Origin of the sequence: Vibrio parahaemolyticus, from assembly GCF_900460535.1 — a bacterium.
In the GTDB taxonomy this organism is placed as follows: Bacteria; Pseudomonadota; Gammaproteobacteria; order Enterobacterales; family Vibrionaceae; genus Vibrio; species Vibrio parahaemolyticus.
Window position 1 is genome coordinate 56,765 of record NZ_UHIL01000001.1, and the last position, 17,781, is coordinate 74,545.

Consider the following 17,781-nt stretch of genomic DNA (forward strand, 5'->3'; position numbering starts at 1 on the left):
AATTGTTAAAGAGCTATGTTAGCTACAAGCTTGCGCTTGTGAACTATCAATCTGTGTGGACACTCATCGTGAATAATCATCGTATAAGGAGGTGATCCAGCGCCAGGTTCCCCTAGCGCTACCTTGTTACGACTTCACCCCAGTCATGAACCACAAAGTGGTAAGCGTCCCCCCGAAGGTTAAACTACCTACTTCTTTTGCAGCCCACTCCCATGGTGTGACGGGCGGTGTGTACAAGGCCCGGGAACGTATTCACCGTGGCATTCTGATCCACGATTACTAGCGATTCCGACTTCATGGAGTCGAGTTGCAGACTCCAATCCGGACTACGACGCACTTTTTGGGATTCGCTCACTTTCGCAAGTTGGCTGCCCTCTGTATGCGCCATTGTAGCACGTGTGTAGCCCTACTCGTAAGGGCCATGATGACTTGACGTCGTCCCCACCTTCCTCCGGTTTATCACCGGCAGTCTCCCTGGAGTTCCCGACATTACTCGCTGGCAAACAAGGATAAGGGTTGCGCTCGTTGCGGGACTTAACCCAACATTTCACAACACGAGCTGACGACAGCCATGCAGCACCTGTCTCAGAGTTCCCGAAGGCACCAATCCATCTCTGGAAAGTTCTCTGGATGTCAAGAGTAGGTAAGGTTCTTCGCGTTGCATCGAATTAAACCACATGCTCCACCGCTTGTGCGGGCCCCCGTCAATTCATTTGAGTTTTAATCTTGCGACCGTACTCCCCAGGCGGTCTACTTAACGCGTTAGCTCCGAAAGCCACGGCTCAAGGCCACAACCTCCAAGTAGACATCGTTTACGGCGTGGACTACCAGGGTATCTAATCCTGTTTGCTCCCCACGCTTTCGCATCTGAGTGTCAGTATCTGTCCAGGGGGCCGCCTTCGCCACCGGTATTCCTTCAGATCTCTACGCATTTCACCGCTACACCTGAAATTCTACCCCCCTCTACAGCACTCTAGTCTGCCAGTTTCAAATGCAATTCCGAGGTTGAGCCCCGGGCTTTCACATCTGACTTAACAAACCACCTGCATGCGCTTTACGCCCAGTAATTCCGATTAACGCTCGCACCCTCCGTATTACCGCGGCTGCTGGCACGGAGTTAGCCGGTGCTTCTTCTGTCGCTAACGTCAAACGAATACGCTATTAACGTACCCGCCTTCCTCACGACTGAAAGTGCTTTACAACCCGAAGGCCTTCTTCACACACGCGGCATGGCTGCATCAGGCTTGCGCCCATTGTGCAATATTCCCCACTGCTGCCTCCCGTAGGAGTCTGGACCGTGTCTCAGTTCCAGTGTGGCTGATCATCCTCTCAGACCAGCTAGGGATCGTCGCCTTGGTGAGCCCTTACCTCACCAACTAGCTAATCCCACCTAGGCATATCCTGACGCGAGAGGCCCGAAGGTCCCCCTCTTTGGCCCGTAGGCATCATGCGGTATTAGCCATCGTTTCCAATGGTTATCCCCCACATCAGGGCAATTTCCTAGGCATTACTCACCCGTCCGCCGCTCGACGCCGTTATCGTTCCCCGAAGGTTCAGATAACTCGTTTCCGCTCGACTTGCATGTGTTAGGCCTGCCGCCAGCGTTCAATCTGAGCCATGATCAAACTCTTCAATTTAAGATTTTGTTCGGCTCAATGAATACTGAACATTACATAAAGTAATGTTTGAATTGACTGTGCTGAATCCGAAGATTCAATGGTCACTTCGTATCATTGAAACCTAATTTGATACCGAGGTATCTAATTGGATTATCATCAACGAGTGCCCACACAGATTGATAGGTTCTTATTTTTAAAGAGCTTTTCTAACTTACCCAGCAACTCAGTTGCTCGTCGTTAGGGGTGCGTATCTTACTCCGCACCGTGAGAGAGTCAAGCATTTTTTCAAATTTCTTTTTTCTCTCATTTCCGACTCGCTGTGTGACTTTCGTCTCACTCCGTGTCGGTGGATGCGCAGTATAGGGAGTTGAGAAATTAGTACAAGCGTTTTTTGCAAAAAAGCTTTCAACCGTTCATTAATCCATCAAAACGCCGAAATTTGCATATTTCTTCGTCACATTTGAGACATATCACAGCAATTGGTTGGAAAAACACCAACCATATACGTAAGATTCATGTGTCTATTCTGTTAAATAGACAATCGATCTCTTTATTATCTATATGTAGTAATCAAAATGACGTCTAAAAAAAATCTGATCCTATCTGCCGGGCTGGCCGTCATTGGGGGAGTGCTATTCTCTCAATTCGCTATTCCACCAGCTTTGAGCTTTCTTATCGGTGTTGCCGCTACTGCTTTTCTATTTTCATTTTCTAGCCAAACACCATCTATTCAACCAACGGAATCTGATCCTTCAACTAAAACGCTGTATGTCGGTAACCTTCCTTATAAAGCAAATGAGAGTCACGTTCGTGATTTATTTGCAGAGTATGGGCAGGTATTTGCTGTGCGCTTAATGAAAGATAAACGCACAGGTAAAAGAAGAGGGTTTGGTTTTGTCGTTATGGCCGCTGCTGACGCAGAACCGGCTATCGCGAAGTTAAATGAAAGGGAATATATGGAGCGAACACTTAAAGTTCGTATTGCTAACGATCCGAAACATCCAGATGGCGATAAATCTGAACTGGATTAAATCCTAATTTCGCCAAACAAATGTTCAGTGCATCTTCTTGCCAAGGAGGTGCACTGGCAAAGATTCGTTTTATCCCTTCTTCTTTCTCTTCAAGCTCGCCACAAGACAGTAATACTTTAACCCGGCGCGCTATCGCCTCCCCAGAATCAATCAAAACGACGTTGCTACCCAGCACTTGCTGAATTTCGTTTTTGATTAGTGGGAAGTGTGTACAACCAAGTACAGCGACGTCTACTTTATTGCATAGCGGCGATAAGATACTTTTCAGTTCATCCAAAGGAACACTTTCACCACGTAGCTTTTCTTCTGCCATATCAACCAAACGCGTCGAACCTAGTAATTCAACTGGCTTACCTTGTGCAAAATCGCGGATCAGCTCATGAGTGTATTGACGAGTGACGGTCGCAGGCGTTGCGATTAATCCTACTCCCTGAGTCGCTAGTAAGGAGGCCGGTTTGATGGCAGGCACGACACCAACAACTGGCACTAATAAGTTGTCACGCAATGACGGCAATACGATTGTACTGGCAGTATTGCACGCAATGACTACGATATCGATGTGATGCTCTGCTACCAATGCGGAAACCAGCTGATTGACGCGCGAGATAAGCACATTCTGATCGAGTTCGCCGTAAGGATAAGCTTCGTTATCGAACAGATAGAAGTAGTCTAAGTGTGGAAGGAGTTGGTGAATTTCTTGGAAAACTGACAGTCCGCCGACACCGGAATCAAACACTAGAACTTTTTTCTTACTTGATGCTCGCACGAGTCTTACCTGATGAATAGAGACTCGGCGATCATACTGGTTAGATTTGTTTTGGCAATGCTTTGGCGCGGTATCTTTGATGGCTAAATCGCTCCCCTATTTCTACTTCAAGCTTAGTCAGTTCTATATGTCCTTGAAATGATGGGGTTGATGTCACCAATGTGTGGAACTCACCATTTTCTCCACATGGATCAATATGACGTGGTAATGACTCGATTAATACTTGGTCATACCAACGACCACACCATTCTGGAGGGAGAACACTTCCGTCTATGGTGATCAACATAGCTTGAATACCACGCTCTATGACTTCCATCGCTAAGCTCAAACTATTCTCCCCCAAGAGAGGAAAGACACATTCCCATCCTGCTGGCTCAATGTAGCTACGTCGATAGTCGGCGATACCATTGCAGAACATATCGCCAAATGCGACAGCTTCTACGTTCAGCCCACTACTTTGTAATGCATTAACGATGGCCGATTGATAAATGTCGTTACTCGGAAAGACTTCAGGCAGCTCGATAGTAATGAGCGGAAGAGCAAGTAAGTCCGCTTGCATTTGCACGACCCCAAGCGGAGTTGCTTGGAACGGCACTTCTTTCCCTACGTAAGTCGTGTACAAACCAACCACCTGATAGTCCGGGTTTTCGTTTAAACGCTCTAACGTTAGTGTAGAGTCTTTACCGCTCGACCAACTGATTACGACACGTTTTGGTTTCGTCATTTTGTTTTCCAGCCATTTTCTGTACACCAATAATGATAAAGACCGCCAATAAGGCGGCCTTTGTTGTATCAAACGCAATTAGAATCGGTAGTCAGCGGATACAAAGTACTGACGCCCAGGAGTTGCGTAACCTGAGTACATCTCGTAGTTTTTATCGAAAGCGTTGCTTAGTTTGGCGTTGATGTCCCAACTTGAGTTTACAGCGTAAGAAGCGGTGAAGTTCCATAGGCTGTAGCTCGGTAGTCTTGTACTACCATTAAAGCGCTCACCTTGGTAAAGATACTGCGAGCCCAACGTCCATTGGTCAAATGTCGCATAAGCATTCCACTTAGCACCACGCTTGGAGCGGTATGCTAGTTGGGTATCTTCTGCACCAGACTTGTCGACAGGATCTTTGTAATCTAGGTAGAACTCATGAGAGACAATATCAGTATCGAGTTTAACTTCTAGTTCGATACCTTTAATCTCTGCTTCACCAATGTTTTGCATACCCGCACCTTTCCAGATCAGCATGTTTTCAATTTGGTTGTAATACCCAGTTACAGTCCAATCAACAATCGATGCCACACCAGATAACGATAGTTCCGTGTTTTTTGACTCTTCAGGCTTTAAGTTCGGCATTTCATAGCCAGGGTAATACAAGTCAACAAAGCTAGGCGCACGAAATGCAGTGCCGTGGCTCAGCGTTAATTCGTATCCTTCGTAAACTTTCCAACCTGCTGCGGTTTGCCACGTAGTGTTGTTGCCAAACTGGTTGTTTTCATCATTACGTACGCTGGCTTCGAAGGTCCATGCATTCAATGCATATTGAGCAATTGCGCTGATGCCAATGTTTGTTCTTGGGTTCTTCTCTGGGTTGTAGTCTTTCGCTGGTCCCCAGTCACTTGGTGCAAGGTAGCCTTTTGCTAACTTCTCATTACGGTAATCTAAGCCGCCTCCAATACTCAGTTCATCATTGATGCTGTATGAGTTTAGCCAAATTGCATTGAACTGTTCGATGGCCACGTGATCGCCGGTCGACTTACTTTGGCCCGATTTAAGGTCATAGTTGTCTTGTTGACCGTAAGCTAACTTCAACTCAGAAGTGTAAACATCTTTAGAATACTCAAGTGACAAATCTGCACCTACGTATTCCACTTCACCCGTTTTCTTTTCGTGCTTATCTACTGTTCCCCACCCAGGATTGCCATAACTGCTGTTGTCATAGTCGTATTCGTTGCTGTATGTACTAAAGCCTACGTAACCAGAAAAATTATCAGAAAAGTTTTGCTGGTAACCTAATTTAAGGTTCAACGTTTCAAATCCGTGCTCATCGCCATCATTCAAACCCGGTAAAGGTTTAACGTTAAAACCATCCGTTTTCTCGTAACCTAATACCCCTTTGATGTGCTTACCTTCACCAACAGGTTTAGATACGGCAAACGTGCCTTTTTTATGATTGTTGGAGCCATAACCCGCCGACACTCGGCTTGCATCATCATCAATATTTGCACGAGTAATAATGTTGATTACGCCGGAAATCGCCTCTGAGCCATAGATAGATGCGCGTGCGCCGCGAATGTAGTCGATACGTTCAATAGAGTTGATTGGAAATTGGTTGAAATCGATACCGCCCATGATTGCGCGAGGCATACGTACACCATCAACCAAAACCAACACTTGGGTGGCACTGCCACCGCGAACAAAAATCGATGCGCTTTGGCCACGGCCACCATACTGAGCAACCTCAATACTAGGCAAAGTACGGAACACATCAAACAAACTGTCGGCTTGCTGACGGCGAATATCTTCTTTCGTTACTGTCACGGTTTGAGCTAGAACAGCCCCATCGATTTGCTTGAATCGATTCGCAGTAACAACGATGGTTTCGTCAACAGAAACTTCTTGGGCCTGTAGATAAGAGACAGGTGAAAGCAGCGATGCCAGGGTGATCGCCAATGCGGATTTTTTCATTATATTGTCCTAAATCGCGTAATTCCTTCCGAGCCCTGCCTCCTTAGGCAGTCCAGTGCTATGGCTCAGTTGCTGGCAGGTATTCGGACTGAAGAGCGAGGTTTACACCACCTAGTTGCTCGACTTCCCACATAAACTAATGCAGTGTCGTGATGAGCGTTCGTTCTCTTTTACCGCTGCGCGTCAGTTCTGGGTTTTCACCAGATTCCCATTTCAGCCATCTAGATTGCTAGATGACACCAGCTTGAGGCAAATATTATTCAGCTATTGATTATTTGTCCAGCCAATATTGCCCATAGAAATTGTAACGTTTTGATTAATTTTGCTTTCTCCTCAACCTGTACGCACTATCTTTAAATCAATTCCCGTACAAAACTGGACATACTGTTGAGATTGAATAAAATCTGCGCTCTTAAATTGAATGCACCATAAAAGGTAAGATCATGGCTACTCTTGATGTAAATCCACAACGCTACCAAGAACAACTGGCTGAAAAAGTCGAACGTCTCACGGATATGTTCGCGCCATACAACGTGCCAGAACTGGAAGTGTTTGAATCACCAGAGCAGCATTACCGCATGCGTGCTGAGTTCCGTGTTTGGCATGAAGGCGAAGATCTTTACTACATCATGTTCAACCAAGAAACTCGTGAGAAATACCGAGTTGACCAATTCCCTGCAGCAAGCCGTCTGATCAACGACCTGATGCCGCTATTGGTTGAAGCGATGAAAGACAACGACTCACTACGTCGTAAACTGTTCCAGGTGGATTTCCTATCGACGCTAAGTGGTGAGATTCTGGTTTCACTCCTTTACCATCGCCAACTTGATGAAGAGTGGATTGAAAACGCGAAAGCCCTTAAACAGCGTTTAAATGATGAAGGCTTTAACCTAAACATCATTGGTCGCGCTCGTAAGATGAAGATTGTCCTAGACCGCGACTACGTGATCGAGAAGCTCGATGTAAATGGTCAGAGCTACATCTACCAACAAGTAGAGAACAGCTTCACTCAGCCGAACGGCAAAGTCGCAGAGAAGATGTTGGAATGGGCGGTCGACTGCACCCAAGAAAGCACTGGCGACCTACTAGAACTTTACTGTGGTAACGGTAACTTCTCGCTGGCCTTGGCACAGAATTTCGACCGCGTCCTAGCAACTGAGCTAGCCAAACCATCGGTTGTATCTGCACAGTACAACATCGCCGCCAATAAGATTGATAACGTACAAATCTTACGTCTATCAGCAGAGGAATTTACTCAAGCGATCGAAGGTAAGCGTGAATTCCGTCGTCTACAAGATGCAGGCGTGGATCTGAAGAGCTACAACTGCAATACGATTTTTGTCGATCCACCACGCTCTGGTATGGATGTCGACACTTGTAAAATGGTGCAAGGTTACGAGCGCATCATGTACATCTCTTGTAACCCTGAGACTCTAAAAGAGAACTTGGACATTCTATGCGAAACACACCACGTAACGCGTTTTGCTCTGTTTGACCAATTCCCTTATACCCACCATATGGAAGCGGGCGTGCTATTGGAACGCAAAGCGTAACCCACGGCGTCAAATACAAAAAAGCGAGCTCAATGGCTCGCTTTTTTTGTATTTGATTCGTTTTGCTTATTCCGCAGAAGTCTTCTTGCTGACAAACCCTAGCTTCTTACCAATCCATGCGAGTAAGATCATTGAAACCATGATCGCAAAGAAGTTTGAGCCTGCTTCTGGGTATTGCGCTTTAATAAACGCAGAGTGACCAAACGCACCTACGAAGAAACACGCCAAGCCCACTAACGGAATATCTTCCGATACCGGGTTGTTTAAGTACTCTTGATAAAGAGCTTGTACAGCCAGTACGAGTGCAATCAGTGGGAAGATTGAGAAAGACACTTCACTCATGGTCAACCACGACAACAAAGCATCACCACACATACCTGCAACCAGTGCCAAAATCAGCGTTTTCTTTTCAGATTTATTTCCATTCGACATTATTCTATCCCGCCTTTTAATCGGTTACGTTCACGTTCTTTGCGATACCAATAGGCCCCTTTGGCTATCATTCGCAATTGCATGATCAATCGCTCGGCGAGTTCATCGCGCTCACGTCGATCTAAATCTAAAGCTTCAGCACCCGAACTAAAGACCAAAGTCACCGACGCCTCTGCTTGAGTATACGCCTCTTCTCTGGTCATACCGGTGCTCATTAAATACTCGGTTAATTCTGCCGCAAAATGCTGGATTTCTCGAGCGACGGCAGTACGAAATTCAGAAGAAGTGCCAGAGCGCTCACGCAATAATAAGCGGAATACGTTAGGGCTACTTTCAATGAATTCCATAAAGGTTTCAACCGAAGTTCGAATCACACTGCCTTCTTTGACAATACGTTGACGTGCCTGACGCATCAGTTGACGTAATAGTAAACCGCCTTCATCAACCATTGTTAAGCCTAGCTCATCCATGTCTTTGAAGTGACGATAAAAAGAAGTGGGTGCAATTCCTGCCTCTCGGGCAACTTCTCGCAAGCTGAGACTGGAAAAGCTGCGATCCGCACTTAATTGACTAAATGCCGCATCGATCAGTGATCGACGTGTCTTCTCTTTTTGTTGTGCGCGGATTCCCATCGATTTCATTCTTAACTTGCTCTTTTCTGTAGGGTACAAGAGCTTCAATATAACGCAATTCACCCCTACGGAGAAAGATATGTTGCCTCACCCGAGGTAAGCGGCGAGAACGTTACTATTGGCATGCATCTAATTGCAATGTTCTCGAGTCAATTTATAGACATACAACATACCAATTCATCCTTTTGTTCGATTCTGCGTGATCACTTCCACTCTCTCGCAGCCATTACGTGTACGTATAGAGCAAATGAGTTAAAATCGCGCTAAAGCAATGTTAAGCAAATATAACAAGGAAGGCATCATGGCGCATGTTAATCACTATGACGTGATCGTAATTGGTAGTGGCCCTGGCGGAGAAGGGGCTGCAATGGGGTTAACCAAAGCGGGACTGAATGTTGCCATCGTCGAGAAAGAAAGCAGTGTGGGCGGTGGCTGTACGCACTGGGGAACCATTCCATCGAAAGCGCTGCGCCATGCAGTAAGCCGTATCATCGAATTCAATAGCAACCCACTATTTTGCAGAAACAACACCAGCCTTCATGCAACATTTTCTGACATTTTAGGCCATGCGAAAACGGTTATCGATAAACAGACTCGCCTTCGTCAGGGGTTTTACGACCGCAATGACTGCACGCTGCTGTTCGGTACTGCACGTTTTATCGATACGCACTCTATCGCGGTAATGCAAAATGACGGTACGGAAGAAACCTACTCGGCCGATAAATTTGTCATCGCGACGGGCTCTCGTCCTTACCGACCAAACGATGTCGACTTCTTGCATGAACGAATCTACGACAGTGACTCTATCCTGAGCCTGAAACACGACCCTCGTCATATCATCATTTATGGTGCAGGCGTTATCGGTTGTGAGTACGCCTCTATCTTCCGCGGACTTGGTGTGAAAACCGACCTGATCAATACCCGAGATCGTTTGTTGGAGTTCTTGGATAACGAAGTGTCTGATGCACTGTCTTACCACTTCTGGAACAGCGGCGTTGTCATTCGTAACGACGAAACCTACGAGAAAATCGAAGGCACAGAAGATGGCGTCATAATTCACCTGCAGTCAGGCAAGAAAATGCGCGCCGATTGTTTGCTGTATGCGAACGGCAGAACCGGTAACACCGACAAACTCAGTTTGGATGTCGTCGGTCTAGAATCGGATTCTCGCGGCCAGCTTAAAGTGAACCGCAACTACCAAACGGCGGTTGAGCACATTTACGCAGTAGGTGATGTGATTGGTTACCCTAGCCTTGCAAGCGCAGCCTACGACCAAGGACGCTTTGTCGCACAAGCGATCACCAAAGGTCAGGCAGAAAACTATCTGATTGAAGACATCCCAACAGGCATCTACACCATTCCAGAAATCAGCTCTGTTGGTAAAACAGAACAAGAACTGACGGCAGCGAAAGTGCCTTATGAAGTTGGCCGCTCTTCATTCAAACATCTGGCCCGTGCGCAAATTGCAGGCAAAGATATCGGCAGTTTGAAAATTTTGTTCCATCGTGAAACCAAGGAAATTCTCGGCATTCACTGCTTTGGTGAACGTGCAGCGGAAATCATCCACATTGGTCAAGCCATCATGGAACAAAAAGGCCAAGCCAATACGATTGAATATTTCGTGAATACTACCTTCAACTACCCGACCATGGCCGAAGCCTATCGTGTAGCGGCATTGAATGGGTTGAACCGATTGTTCTAGTAGCCATACAATGCTGAGATAATGAGGTTAAATGAGTATTTGGGTTGCCATGATCCAAATGCAAAAACAGCAGGTTTTCGACCTGCTGTTTTTATTTACGCGAGGAACGTTCCTTTACGCCATTGATAGAAGAATATCGCCCCAAGACCAAACCCTCGCATTGCCATAAAGCTGGTCATCGCAAACCACAGTGCATGGTTTTGCCAGCCAGAGAACAAAAAGAAGATTACGAAGAAACAGCAAGTCGCCACGAACATACTGTTCCGCATATCTTTACCTTTGGTGGCACCAACAAAAATGCCATCGAATAAGAAACACCACATGGATGCCAACGGCATCACCACCAGCCAAGGTAGATAGATCGCTGCTTGCTGCTGCACAATCGCAATAGAAGTGATCATGGCGATCAAATTCGCTCCCGCCAAGCCAAATACCGCAGTAAGCCCTAAGCAGATGATCAGACTCCAAAAGAATGTCCCGATCAGAGAATCACTAAGCTGAGCTCGGTCTTTCGCGCCAATCGCTTTCCCCACCATCGCTTCCATCGCGTAGGCAAAACCATCCATGCCGTAGGAAATCATCATCAAGAAGCTCATCAACACAGCGTTTGCCGCGACAACATCATCACCAAAGCTCGCGCCCTGAAACGTCATAAAGCTAAACGCAGCTTGCAAACATAATGAACGAAGAAAGATATCGCGATTGAGTTTCACAAATCGCCCTAGCCCATGCTGAGTGTCAGCAAGTAATTGCTTGGGTGACGGCAACTGACGTACTTGCCATGTCTTCCACACGCAGACCAAACCAAACGCCATGCCTGAGTAATCAGCAATCACGGATGCAAGCGCAGCACCTTCAACTTTCCAACCTAAGCCCATCACAAATAACAAATCGAGAGCGATGTTGGTGACATTGGTGATGATCACCATCCACATAGGCGCTTTGGAGTTTTGCGTGCCGAGCAGCCAGCCCAACAACACAAAGTTCATTAGAGCTGCGGGGGCACTCCACACACGGATAGAGAAATATTGCATGCCGTAGTGCTTCACTTCGGCACTGGCATCACTCCAGCCAAAAATCAGATCAGCAAGTGGGTTATGGGCTATGAGGAACACCAAAGCAAACAGCAAAGCCATGAATGAGCCTTGCATAAACACCAAGGCAAGTTGCTTTCGGTCTTCACCGCCATAGGACTGCGCCGCTAGGCCAGTCGTCGACATGCGTAAGAAGCCAAGCAGCCAGAACGTTACGCTGATCATAGTGCTGCCCAGCGCAACGCCGCCCAAATACCACGCGTGCTCTAGGTGGCCAATCACCGCCGCATCGACTAAGCCTAATAGTGGAACGGTAATATTCGACAACACCATAGGTATAGCTAAAGCTAAGACTTGACGATGTACTTGGGGATTCGATAAAGGAGAGAAAATAGAGTTTGTCACAGGCACCTCGTTGTTTAGATCGACGAGTGTACCTGAGTGCTTAATGACTAGCCAATTACCACTTGATGTGAACAAGCACTGGCGTGAGACGGTGCTTTAGCATTGGAATTTTATTGAGCCAGCGTTGCCAAGCTTTCCATCGTGAACAGAATCGGTCGAATGGCGAGAACGCTTTCACCCATTGTGCCCACGGCAGCCATCTCAGAACTTGTTCCGCCGGTGCCTCAAATCCATGGGCATAGTAATCCGAACCAAGCTTTTGCCCCCACTTGCTTTCTGTTAAGTCTCCAGCGAGTACCATACAAACCTCAGCTGAGACAAAATGGCGACCTAAGTTTTGAATAAACCGCGCAACATGTCGCTCAGAGCAATCCAACAATGCCATTTCGCACAGAATCAATACGGGTGATTTATCTGGAATGGTCAGAGATTCGAGCCACGACATGTCTTCCACACTCCCACTGCGATGTTCGTAGCGTTCGTTTTTATGAAATAGACGCTGACGCCAAACTAGATTCTCCGTAACATCCAATTCAATCCAGTGACAGCGGCCGTTATCCAAACGGTAAAAACGGGTATCGAGTCCAGCTCCAACATTGATGATCCAAGCGTCCGGATTTTGCTGCAAAAACTGCGTTACCTGTTGGTCGCACAGTTGAGTCAACGTCACATGTAGCAGCTGCTTTTGCGCGACATCACCACTTAAACAATCAGGTGCCATCTTGCAGCTTAGACAAGCTTTCGCCGCAATGGGGTCATACACCAAACCATTGTCGACCATGCTTTCACGGCTGCGTAATAGCAAAGGTTTCAATAGATGATTAGGAACTTGATGTTTTGACTTAGACATGGGCATTTCCTGCGCCAGTGAGAAAGAGTGGACACTGGAAAGATGATAATGAATATCAATTACATTATCAAGCACAGAGAGAGCCGACAAGAATATGAGAAATAAACTGCGAGCAGGAAATCAAAGCGGATGAGAAAAAAGTGCTAAGACAAATAGGCAACAGCCCAGCGAAACTGGGCTGTTGCGATAAACTTACATCCAATCGGTATTGCGAATAATACCAACGGCTAAGCCTTCAATAGTCAGATGCTGAGACGTTAAGTCCACTTGAATCGGTGCAAACTCTTCATTCTCTGCATGCAATAAAACGGTTGAACCTTTACGCTCCAAGCGCTTGACGGTCACATCGTCATCAACACGAGCAACGACAACCTGACCATCGCGAACATCTTGTGTTTTGTGCACAGCAAGCAAATCACCGTCCATGATACCGATGTCTTTCATACTTTCGCCGTTTACACGAAGTAAGAAATCCGCTTGCGGCTTGAACATCGCAGGGTCAACTTGGTAGTGCGCTTCTACGTGCTCTTGAGCCAGAATCGGCTCACCCGCAGCGACTTGACCAATCAGAGGCAAGCCCTGTTCGTCATTGGCCGCATCTTCAAGCAGGATTCTGATCCCACGCGATGCGCCCGGAATAATTTCAATGGCTTGCTTACGAGCAAGCGCTTTTAGGTGTTCCTCTGCGGCATTCGCAGAGCGGAAGCCAAGCTCACGCGCAATCTCTGCACGAGTTGGTGGCATTCCGGTGTCATCGATTTTGCTTTTAATCAAATCGAAGACTTGTTGTTGGCGTGGCGTTAACGGCTTCATGTCTCACCTGTCTTTTTATACAGTTAACTGTGAGTATATCCAGTAAATGGTCAAATGGAAACCCAATTGGTTGTTTTTTAATTTATTTGCTGCGCTTTCTGAACTTGCCCACAAACTGTGGCGCAAAACGCGTTTAAAACACCGTACCTGAAGTTAATCAAAGTAAAGCAACAACTTAGGAGTTCGACTAATTTCCACTCAATAAAATTAAAAGGTTTGACCAGTTTCTGGTATCCTTGCTGCGCTTAAAATTTATTGCCTAGGCTTATTTCTATTGCCGTACTCATTTCTTTGCCAAGAAGTTGAACCACGCGGACACAGAACTAAGGTTGGGCCTGTTTGAATACCTATTGAGGCTGTGAACTTTATGTCTTCTGGACAATCATTTTCACGTTCATTACTAAAACTACCTTTATCGGTAATGGTAAAGGGCACCACAATCCCATCGAATCCGATTGACGATCTCAACATCGACCTAACTAAGCCGATTGTGTATGCCTTGCCGTTCCGTTCGAACGTGGATTTGCTGACACTGCAAAAACAAGCCATGAGCCTTGGGCTACCAGACCCGCTCAGTCCGCTGGAAATCAATGGCAAAACGCTTAATCGTTTCGTCTTTATTGCCTCACGTCCAACCGTGATGGGTAATGACAACGACATCCCGACAGATTCTGTTTCTCTATTTACTGAGCTGCTGGAACTGCACAAGCTTGATAGCGAGCTTGATGTGCAGATGATCCCAGCGACCGTACTTTGGGGACGCAAACCAGGTAAAGAAGAGAGCCATCGACCGTACCTGCAACCAATGAATGGGCCACAAAAAGCGAAAGCGGTAATGGCAGCAGGTCGTGACTGTTTGGTGCGCTTTAGCCCGGTGGTTTCACTGCGTTATATGGCGGATTCTCACGGTACAGACAGTGCTATTGCGCATAAATTAGCGCGCGTGGCACGTATCCACTTTTCTCGTCAAAAATTGGCGGCATCAGGTCCAAACCTACCGCAACGCCAAGTGCTATTTGCTCGCCTGTTAAAGTCACCTGCAATTGAACAAGCGATTGAAGACGAGGCAAAAAGCAAAGACATTTCGATTGAGAAAGCGCGCAAAGAAGCCCATGACATCATGGATGAAATCGCAGCCGACTTCTCATACGGTCTGGTGAAAAACGGCGATCGCATCCTGAGCTGGCTGTGGACCAAACTGTATCAAGGCCTACACATCAACAACGCTTCGACAGTGCGTCGCTTGGCGCAAGATGGCCATGAGATCGTGTACGTGCCGTGTCACCGTAGTCACATGGACTACCTATTGCTGTCTTACGTTCTGTACCATGAAGGTATGGTGCCACCGCACATTGCTGCGGGTATCAACCTGAACTTCTTCCCTGCGGGTCCGATTTTCCGTCGTGGTGGTGCGTTCTTTATTCGTCGTAGCTTTAAAGGCAACAAACTGTACTCCACGATTTTCCGCGAGTATCTAGCCGAGCTGTTTGCAAAAGGCTACTCGGTAGAGTACTTCAGCGAAGGTGGTCGCTCACGTACCGGTCGTTTACTGCAAGCGAAAACGGGTATGTTGGCCATGACGATTCAAGCGATGCTGCGTGGTCTAAACCGCCCCGTAACGCTGGTACCGGTTTACATCGGTTACGAGCACGTAATGGAAGTAGGCACTTACGCCAAAGAACTGCGCGGTAAACGTAAAGAGAAAGAAAACGCAGGTCTTGTTCTGCGTACTCTACGTAAACTGCGTAACTTTGGTTTGGGCTACGTGAACTTCGGTGAGCCAATTCAGCTCAACCAATACCTTAACGAGCACGCACCAGAGTGGACAAAAGACATCGATAGCATGGGCGGTAGCAAACCACAGTGGATGAACCCTGTGGTCAATGAGCTAGCAAACAAGATGATGACGCACATTAACGATGCGGCAGCGGCAAACGCCTTAACGCTTTGTGCAACAGCATTGTTGGCTTCTCGCCAACGTGCACTGTCTCGTGATTCTCTGATCAATCAGATTGAGTGCTACTTGAAGCTACTCAAGAACAACCCATACTCAAGCACTTCAACCATCCCAACAGAAAGTGCTGAAGAGTTGGTTGATCATGCTATCTCGTTAGATAAGTTTGTGATTGAAACAGACAGTATGGGCGACATCATTTCTCTGGATCGTAGTCAATCGATTCTGATGACTTACTATCGCAACAACATCATTCACTTGTTTGCGCTGCCATCGTTGATTGCCCAAATGATTATTCGTCAGCGCAATCTCACCGTGGAGAAAATCCAAGAGAACGTCGCGCAAATCTACCCATTCTTGAAGAAAGAGCTGTTCCTAAGCTACCAAGAGGAAGATTTAAACGACCTTGTGGTGAAAACGTTGAATGAGTTTGCCGAACAAAAAATGATCTGTCTTGATGGCAACAAATTGGAAATCAACCAATCAAACAACCAACCGCTGGTTCTACTTGGTCGCACGATTACTGAGACGCTGCAGCGTTACTCCATCGCCATGAACCTATTGGTTGCGTACCCTGAATTGGGTAAATCGGATCTGGAACAGAAGAGCCAAGACATCGCGCAACGTTTAGGTCGCCTGCACGGTATCAACGCGCCGGAGTTCTTCGACAAAGGTGTGTTTACCGCCATGTTCAATACGCTCAAACAGCAAGAGTACCTCGATAGCGACGGTAACTGCGATAAGAAGAAAACGCAGAAATTTGCCAAGCTACTGTTTACGCTGCTGTACCCAGAAGTGAAGTTGACCATCGAAGAAAGTATCCACCAACTTCAGGCATAACAAACACAAAAAAACAAAAGGCATCCAATTGGATGCCTTTTTTGATCTTCGGATTGATTACCAGAACGCGACTAATAAACCTATCGCTATCACCATGCCAACGTAGTTGTTGTTAAGGAAAGCTCTGAAACACAAATCACGCTCGCGGTGGCGGATCAAATGCTGCTGATAAACAAACAATGATGCGGCAATCAGAACCGTCCAGTAGTAACTTTGGCCTAATTGATAAAACTGCCCTAGCCCCACCAACATCGCCAACGTCACTAACTGTAACACTCCAATAATTAACTTGTCGTGGCGACCGAACAGAATCGCTGTCGATTTGATACCGATTTTTAAATCGTCATCGCGATCCACCATTGCATACTGAGTGTCGTAGGCAATCGTCCACAATGCATTAATCACAAACACAAACCAAACCATCACTGGTAGCTCACCGGTTTGTGCCGCCCATGCCATAGGAATCGCCCAGCTAAACGCTAATCCCAAAAACAGCTGCGGGATATGCGTGTAACGCTTCATAAAAGGGTAGATAAAGGCTAAGACAATGCCCGCAAAAGAGAGCTGAATCGTTAAGGGGTTCATAGTCAAAACAAGTAAGAATGAGCTCACGGCCAAAACCAAAAATAAGCCAATCGCCTCTTTCGCCGTGACCTTACCCGAAGGCAATGGGCGCTGTTTAGTACGCTTCACATGACCATCGACTTTACGGTCTGCAAAATCGTTAATGACGCAGCCTGCGCTACGCATTAAAAATACACCCAACACAAACACAATGAGCACATCCCAACTCGGTATGCCTTGGGCTGCAATGACCAGAGCCCAAACCGTTGGCCACAACAACAATAGTGAACCAATTGGGCGATCCATTCGCATCAACTGCCAATATGCTTTGGCTTTTTCTGCGGACATTTACACTCTCTCCTTGGCGTAAATAGGTGAATTCGATAAGAATAACTCAGCGACTAACATAGGTTTGTGATTCATCCACAACCTTGAGCGTCGTGCGAGAAAACGACCTTGAGGCAAGTGAACCCAACCCATTTGGAGCGAGTCGCGCTCGACATTATCGGCGCTAAAGACGGTGAGCCCTAGTGGGATATCACCTTGCTGCGCTAAGTCGTATTGCTGATCGACCAACGTAGTACGTGGGATCAAAGTACGACCAACAACCCAAGGGCAGTCGTCTCCACACAGGACGACCTCTCTTAGGAGGCAATCTTGCTCAGACAGTAACTGACTTTCATCCGATTTCAGTGTCTTCGCTGTGACGATATGATTTTGCAGCAGTTCTACCGTCAATTCCTGACAGTGCTGCTTTAAACGACGTGACAAAGACCCTTGTTCTTCCAGCCAATGCTTGGCAAATTCGTTTGGAAATTCAAATTCTTCGGGCTTTTGCCACTCTACTTCCAATAAAGAAGCAAGATAGAGTGATGTTGGCTGATTCATACTAGTATTCAATTGGAGGCT

14 protein-coding genes, 1 rRNA gene and 1 riboswitch are annotated in these 17,781 nt (G+C 46.7%); of the genes, 4 read left to right on the forward strand and 11 right to left on the reverse strand.

The features are described from left to right. Positions 1 to 84: 84 nt before the first annotated feature. A 16S ribosomal RNA gene (locus DYB02_RS00290) occupies positions 85 to 1,637 on the reverse strand. A gap of 557 nt (positions 1,638 to 2,194) precedes the next feature. Here DYB02_RS00290 and DYB02_RS00295 point away from each other — a divergent pair. Next, positions 2,195 to 2,650, forward strand: coding sequence for an RNA-binding protein (locus DYB02_RS00295; RefSeq protein WP_005480876.1), 456 nt, complete (start codon positions 2,195 to 2,197; stop codon positions 2,648 to 2,650). Here the strand turns inward: DYB02_RS00295 and murI are convergent. The 3 genes from murI to DYB02_RS00310 form a co-directional block, all read right to left on the reverse strand. Next, on the reverse strand, positions 2,604 to 3,416 hold the full coding sequence (gene murI, locus DYB02_RS00300; protein WP_029806338.1) for a glutamate racemase: 813 nt from the start codon (positions 3,414 to 3,416) through the stop codon (positions 2,604 to 2,606). The genes DYB02_RS00295 and murI overlap by 47 nt on opposite strands. A 40-nt stretch (positions 3,417 to 3,456) precedes the next feature. Then, positions 3,457 to 4,140 (reverse strand): Dph6-related ATP pyrophosphatase, encoded by a 684-nt coding sequence (locus DYB02_RS00305; protein ID WP_021822132.1) that lies wholly within the window; start codon positions 4,138 to 4,140, stop codon positions 3,457 to 3,459. Between the two features lie 78 nt (positions 4,141 to 4,218). Continuing rightward, on the reverse strand, positions 4,219 to 6,093 hold the full coding sequence (locus DYB02_RS00310; RefSeq protein WP_021822871.1) for a TonB-dependent receptor domain-containing protein: 1,875 nt from the start codon (positions 6,091 to 6,093) through the stop codon (positions 4,219 to 4,221). A 57-nt stretch (positions 6,094 to 6,150) separates the two neighbouring features. Continuing rightward, a riboswitch (cobalamin riboswitch) is annotated at positions 6,151 to 6,350 on the reverse strand. A 186-nt stretch (positions 6,351 to 6,536) separates the two neighbouring features. Between DYB02_RS00310 and trmA the strand changes: the two genes are divergently transcribed. After that, a complete protein-coding gene (trmA, locus tag DYB02_RS00315; protein ID WP_021822424.1) occupies positions 6,537 to 7,646 on the forward strand; it encodes a tRNA (uridine(54)-C5)-methyltransferase TrmA in 1,110 nt (369 codons plus the stop codon). 66 nt (positions 7,647 to 7,712) lie between these two features. On the opposite strand, the gene DYB02_RS00320 is transcribed toward trmA, so the two are convergent. Next, positions 7,713 to 8,078, reverse strand: coding sequence for a YijD family membrane protein (locus tag DYB02_RS00320; RefSeq protein ID WP_005378634.1), 366 nt, complete (start codon positions 8,076 to 8,078; stop codon positions 7,713 to 7,715). Further along, a complete protein-coding gene (gene fabR, locus DYB02_RS00325) occupies positions 8,078 to 8,719 on the reverse strand; it encodes an HTH-type transcriptional repressor FabR (protein ID WP_005480868.1) in 642 nt (213 codons plus the stop codon). The genes DYB02_RS00320 and fabR overlap by 1 nt, the downstream gene beginning before the upstream one ends. Before the next feature lie 262 nt (positions 8,720 to 8,981). On the opposite strand from fabR, the gene sthA reads away from it, so the two are divergent. After that, on the forward strand, positions 8,982 to 10,412 hold the full coding sequence (gene sthA, locus DYB02_RS00330; protein WP_077345951.1) for a Si-specific NAD(P)(+) transhydrogenase: 1,431 nt from the start codon (positions 8,982 to 8,984) through the stop codon (positions 10,410 to 10,412). Between the two features lie 95 nt (positions 10,413 to 10,507). On the opposite strand, the gene dinF is transcribed toward sthA, so the two are convergent. The 3 genes from dinF to lexA form a co-directional block, all read right to left on the reverse strand. Further along, positions 10,508 to 11,851: an MATE family efflux transporter DinF gene (gene dinF / locus DYB02_RS00335; protein WP_029806405.1), complete on the reverse strand. Its 1,344-nt coding sequence runs from the start codon at positions 11,849 to 11,851 to the stop codon at positions 10,508 to 10,510. 55 nt (positions 11,852 to 11,906) lie between these two features. After that, positions 11,907 to 12,701 (reverse strand): class I SAM-dependent methyltransferase, encoded by a 795-nt coding sequence (locus DYB02_RS00340; protein WP_025501965.1) that lies wholly within the window; start codon positions 12,699 to 12,701, stop codon positions 11,907 to 11,909. Between the two features lie 192 nt (positions 12,702 to 12,893). Continuing rightward, the gene (gene lexA, locus DYB02_RS00345; protein WP_005480871.1) at positions 12,894 to 13,514 is read right to left on the reverse strand and encodes a transcriptional repressor LexA; all 621 of its coding nucleotides are present in this window, start codon (positions 13,512 to 13,514) and stop codon (positions 12,894 to 12,896) included. A 367-nt stretch (positions 13,515 to 13,881) separates the two neighbouring features. Between lexA and plsB the strand changes: the two genes are divergently transcribed. Continuing rightward, positions 13,882 to 16,308 (forward strand): glycerol-3-phosphate 1-O-acyltransferase PlsB, encoded by a 2,427-nt coding sequence (plsB, locus tag DYB02_RS00360; RefSeq protein ID WP_005460370.1) that lies wholly within the window; start codon positions 13,882 to 13,884, stop codon positions 16,306 to 16,308. A gap of 57 nt (positions 16,309 to 16,365) precedes the next feature. Here the strand turns inward: plsB and ubiA are convergent, their stop codons facing one another. Both ubiA and DYB02_RS00370 read right to left on the reverse strand, forming a co-directional pair. Continuing rightward, positions 16,366 to 17,220 carry a 4-hydroxybenzoate octaprenyltransferase gene (gene ubiA / locus DYB02_RS00365; RefSeq protein WP_029806361.1) on the reverse strand — a complete coding sequence of 285 codons (855 nt, stop codon included), beginning with the start codon at positions 17,218 to 17,220 and terminating at the stop codon, positions 16,366 to 16,368. Next, on the reverse strand, positions 17,221 to 17,760 hold the full coding sequence (locus tag DYB02_RS00370; protein WP_005460374.1) for a chorismate lyase: 540 nt from the start codon (positions 17,758 to 17,760) through the stop codon (positions 17,221 to 17,223). Between the last annotated feature and the right edge of the window lie 21 nt (positions 17,761 to 17,781).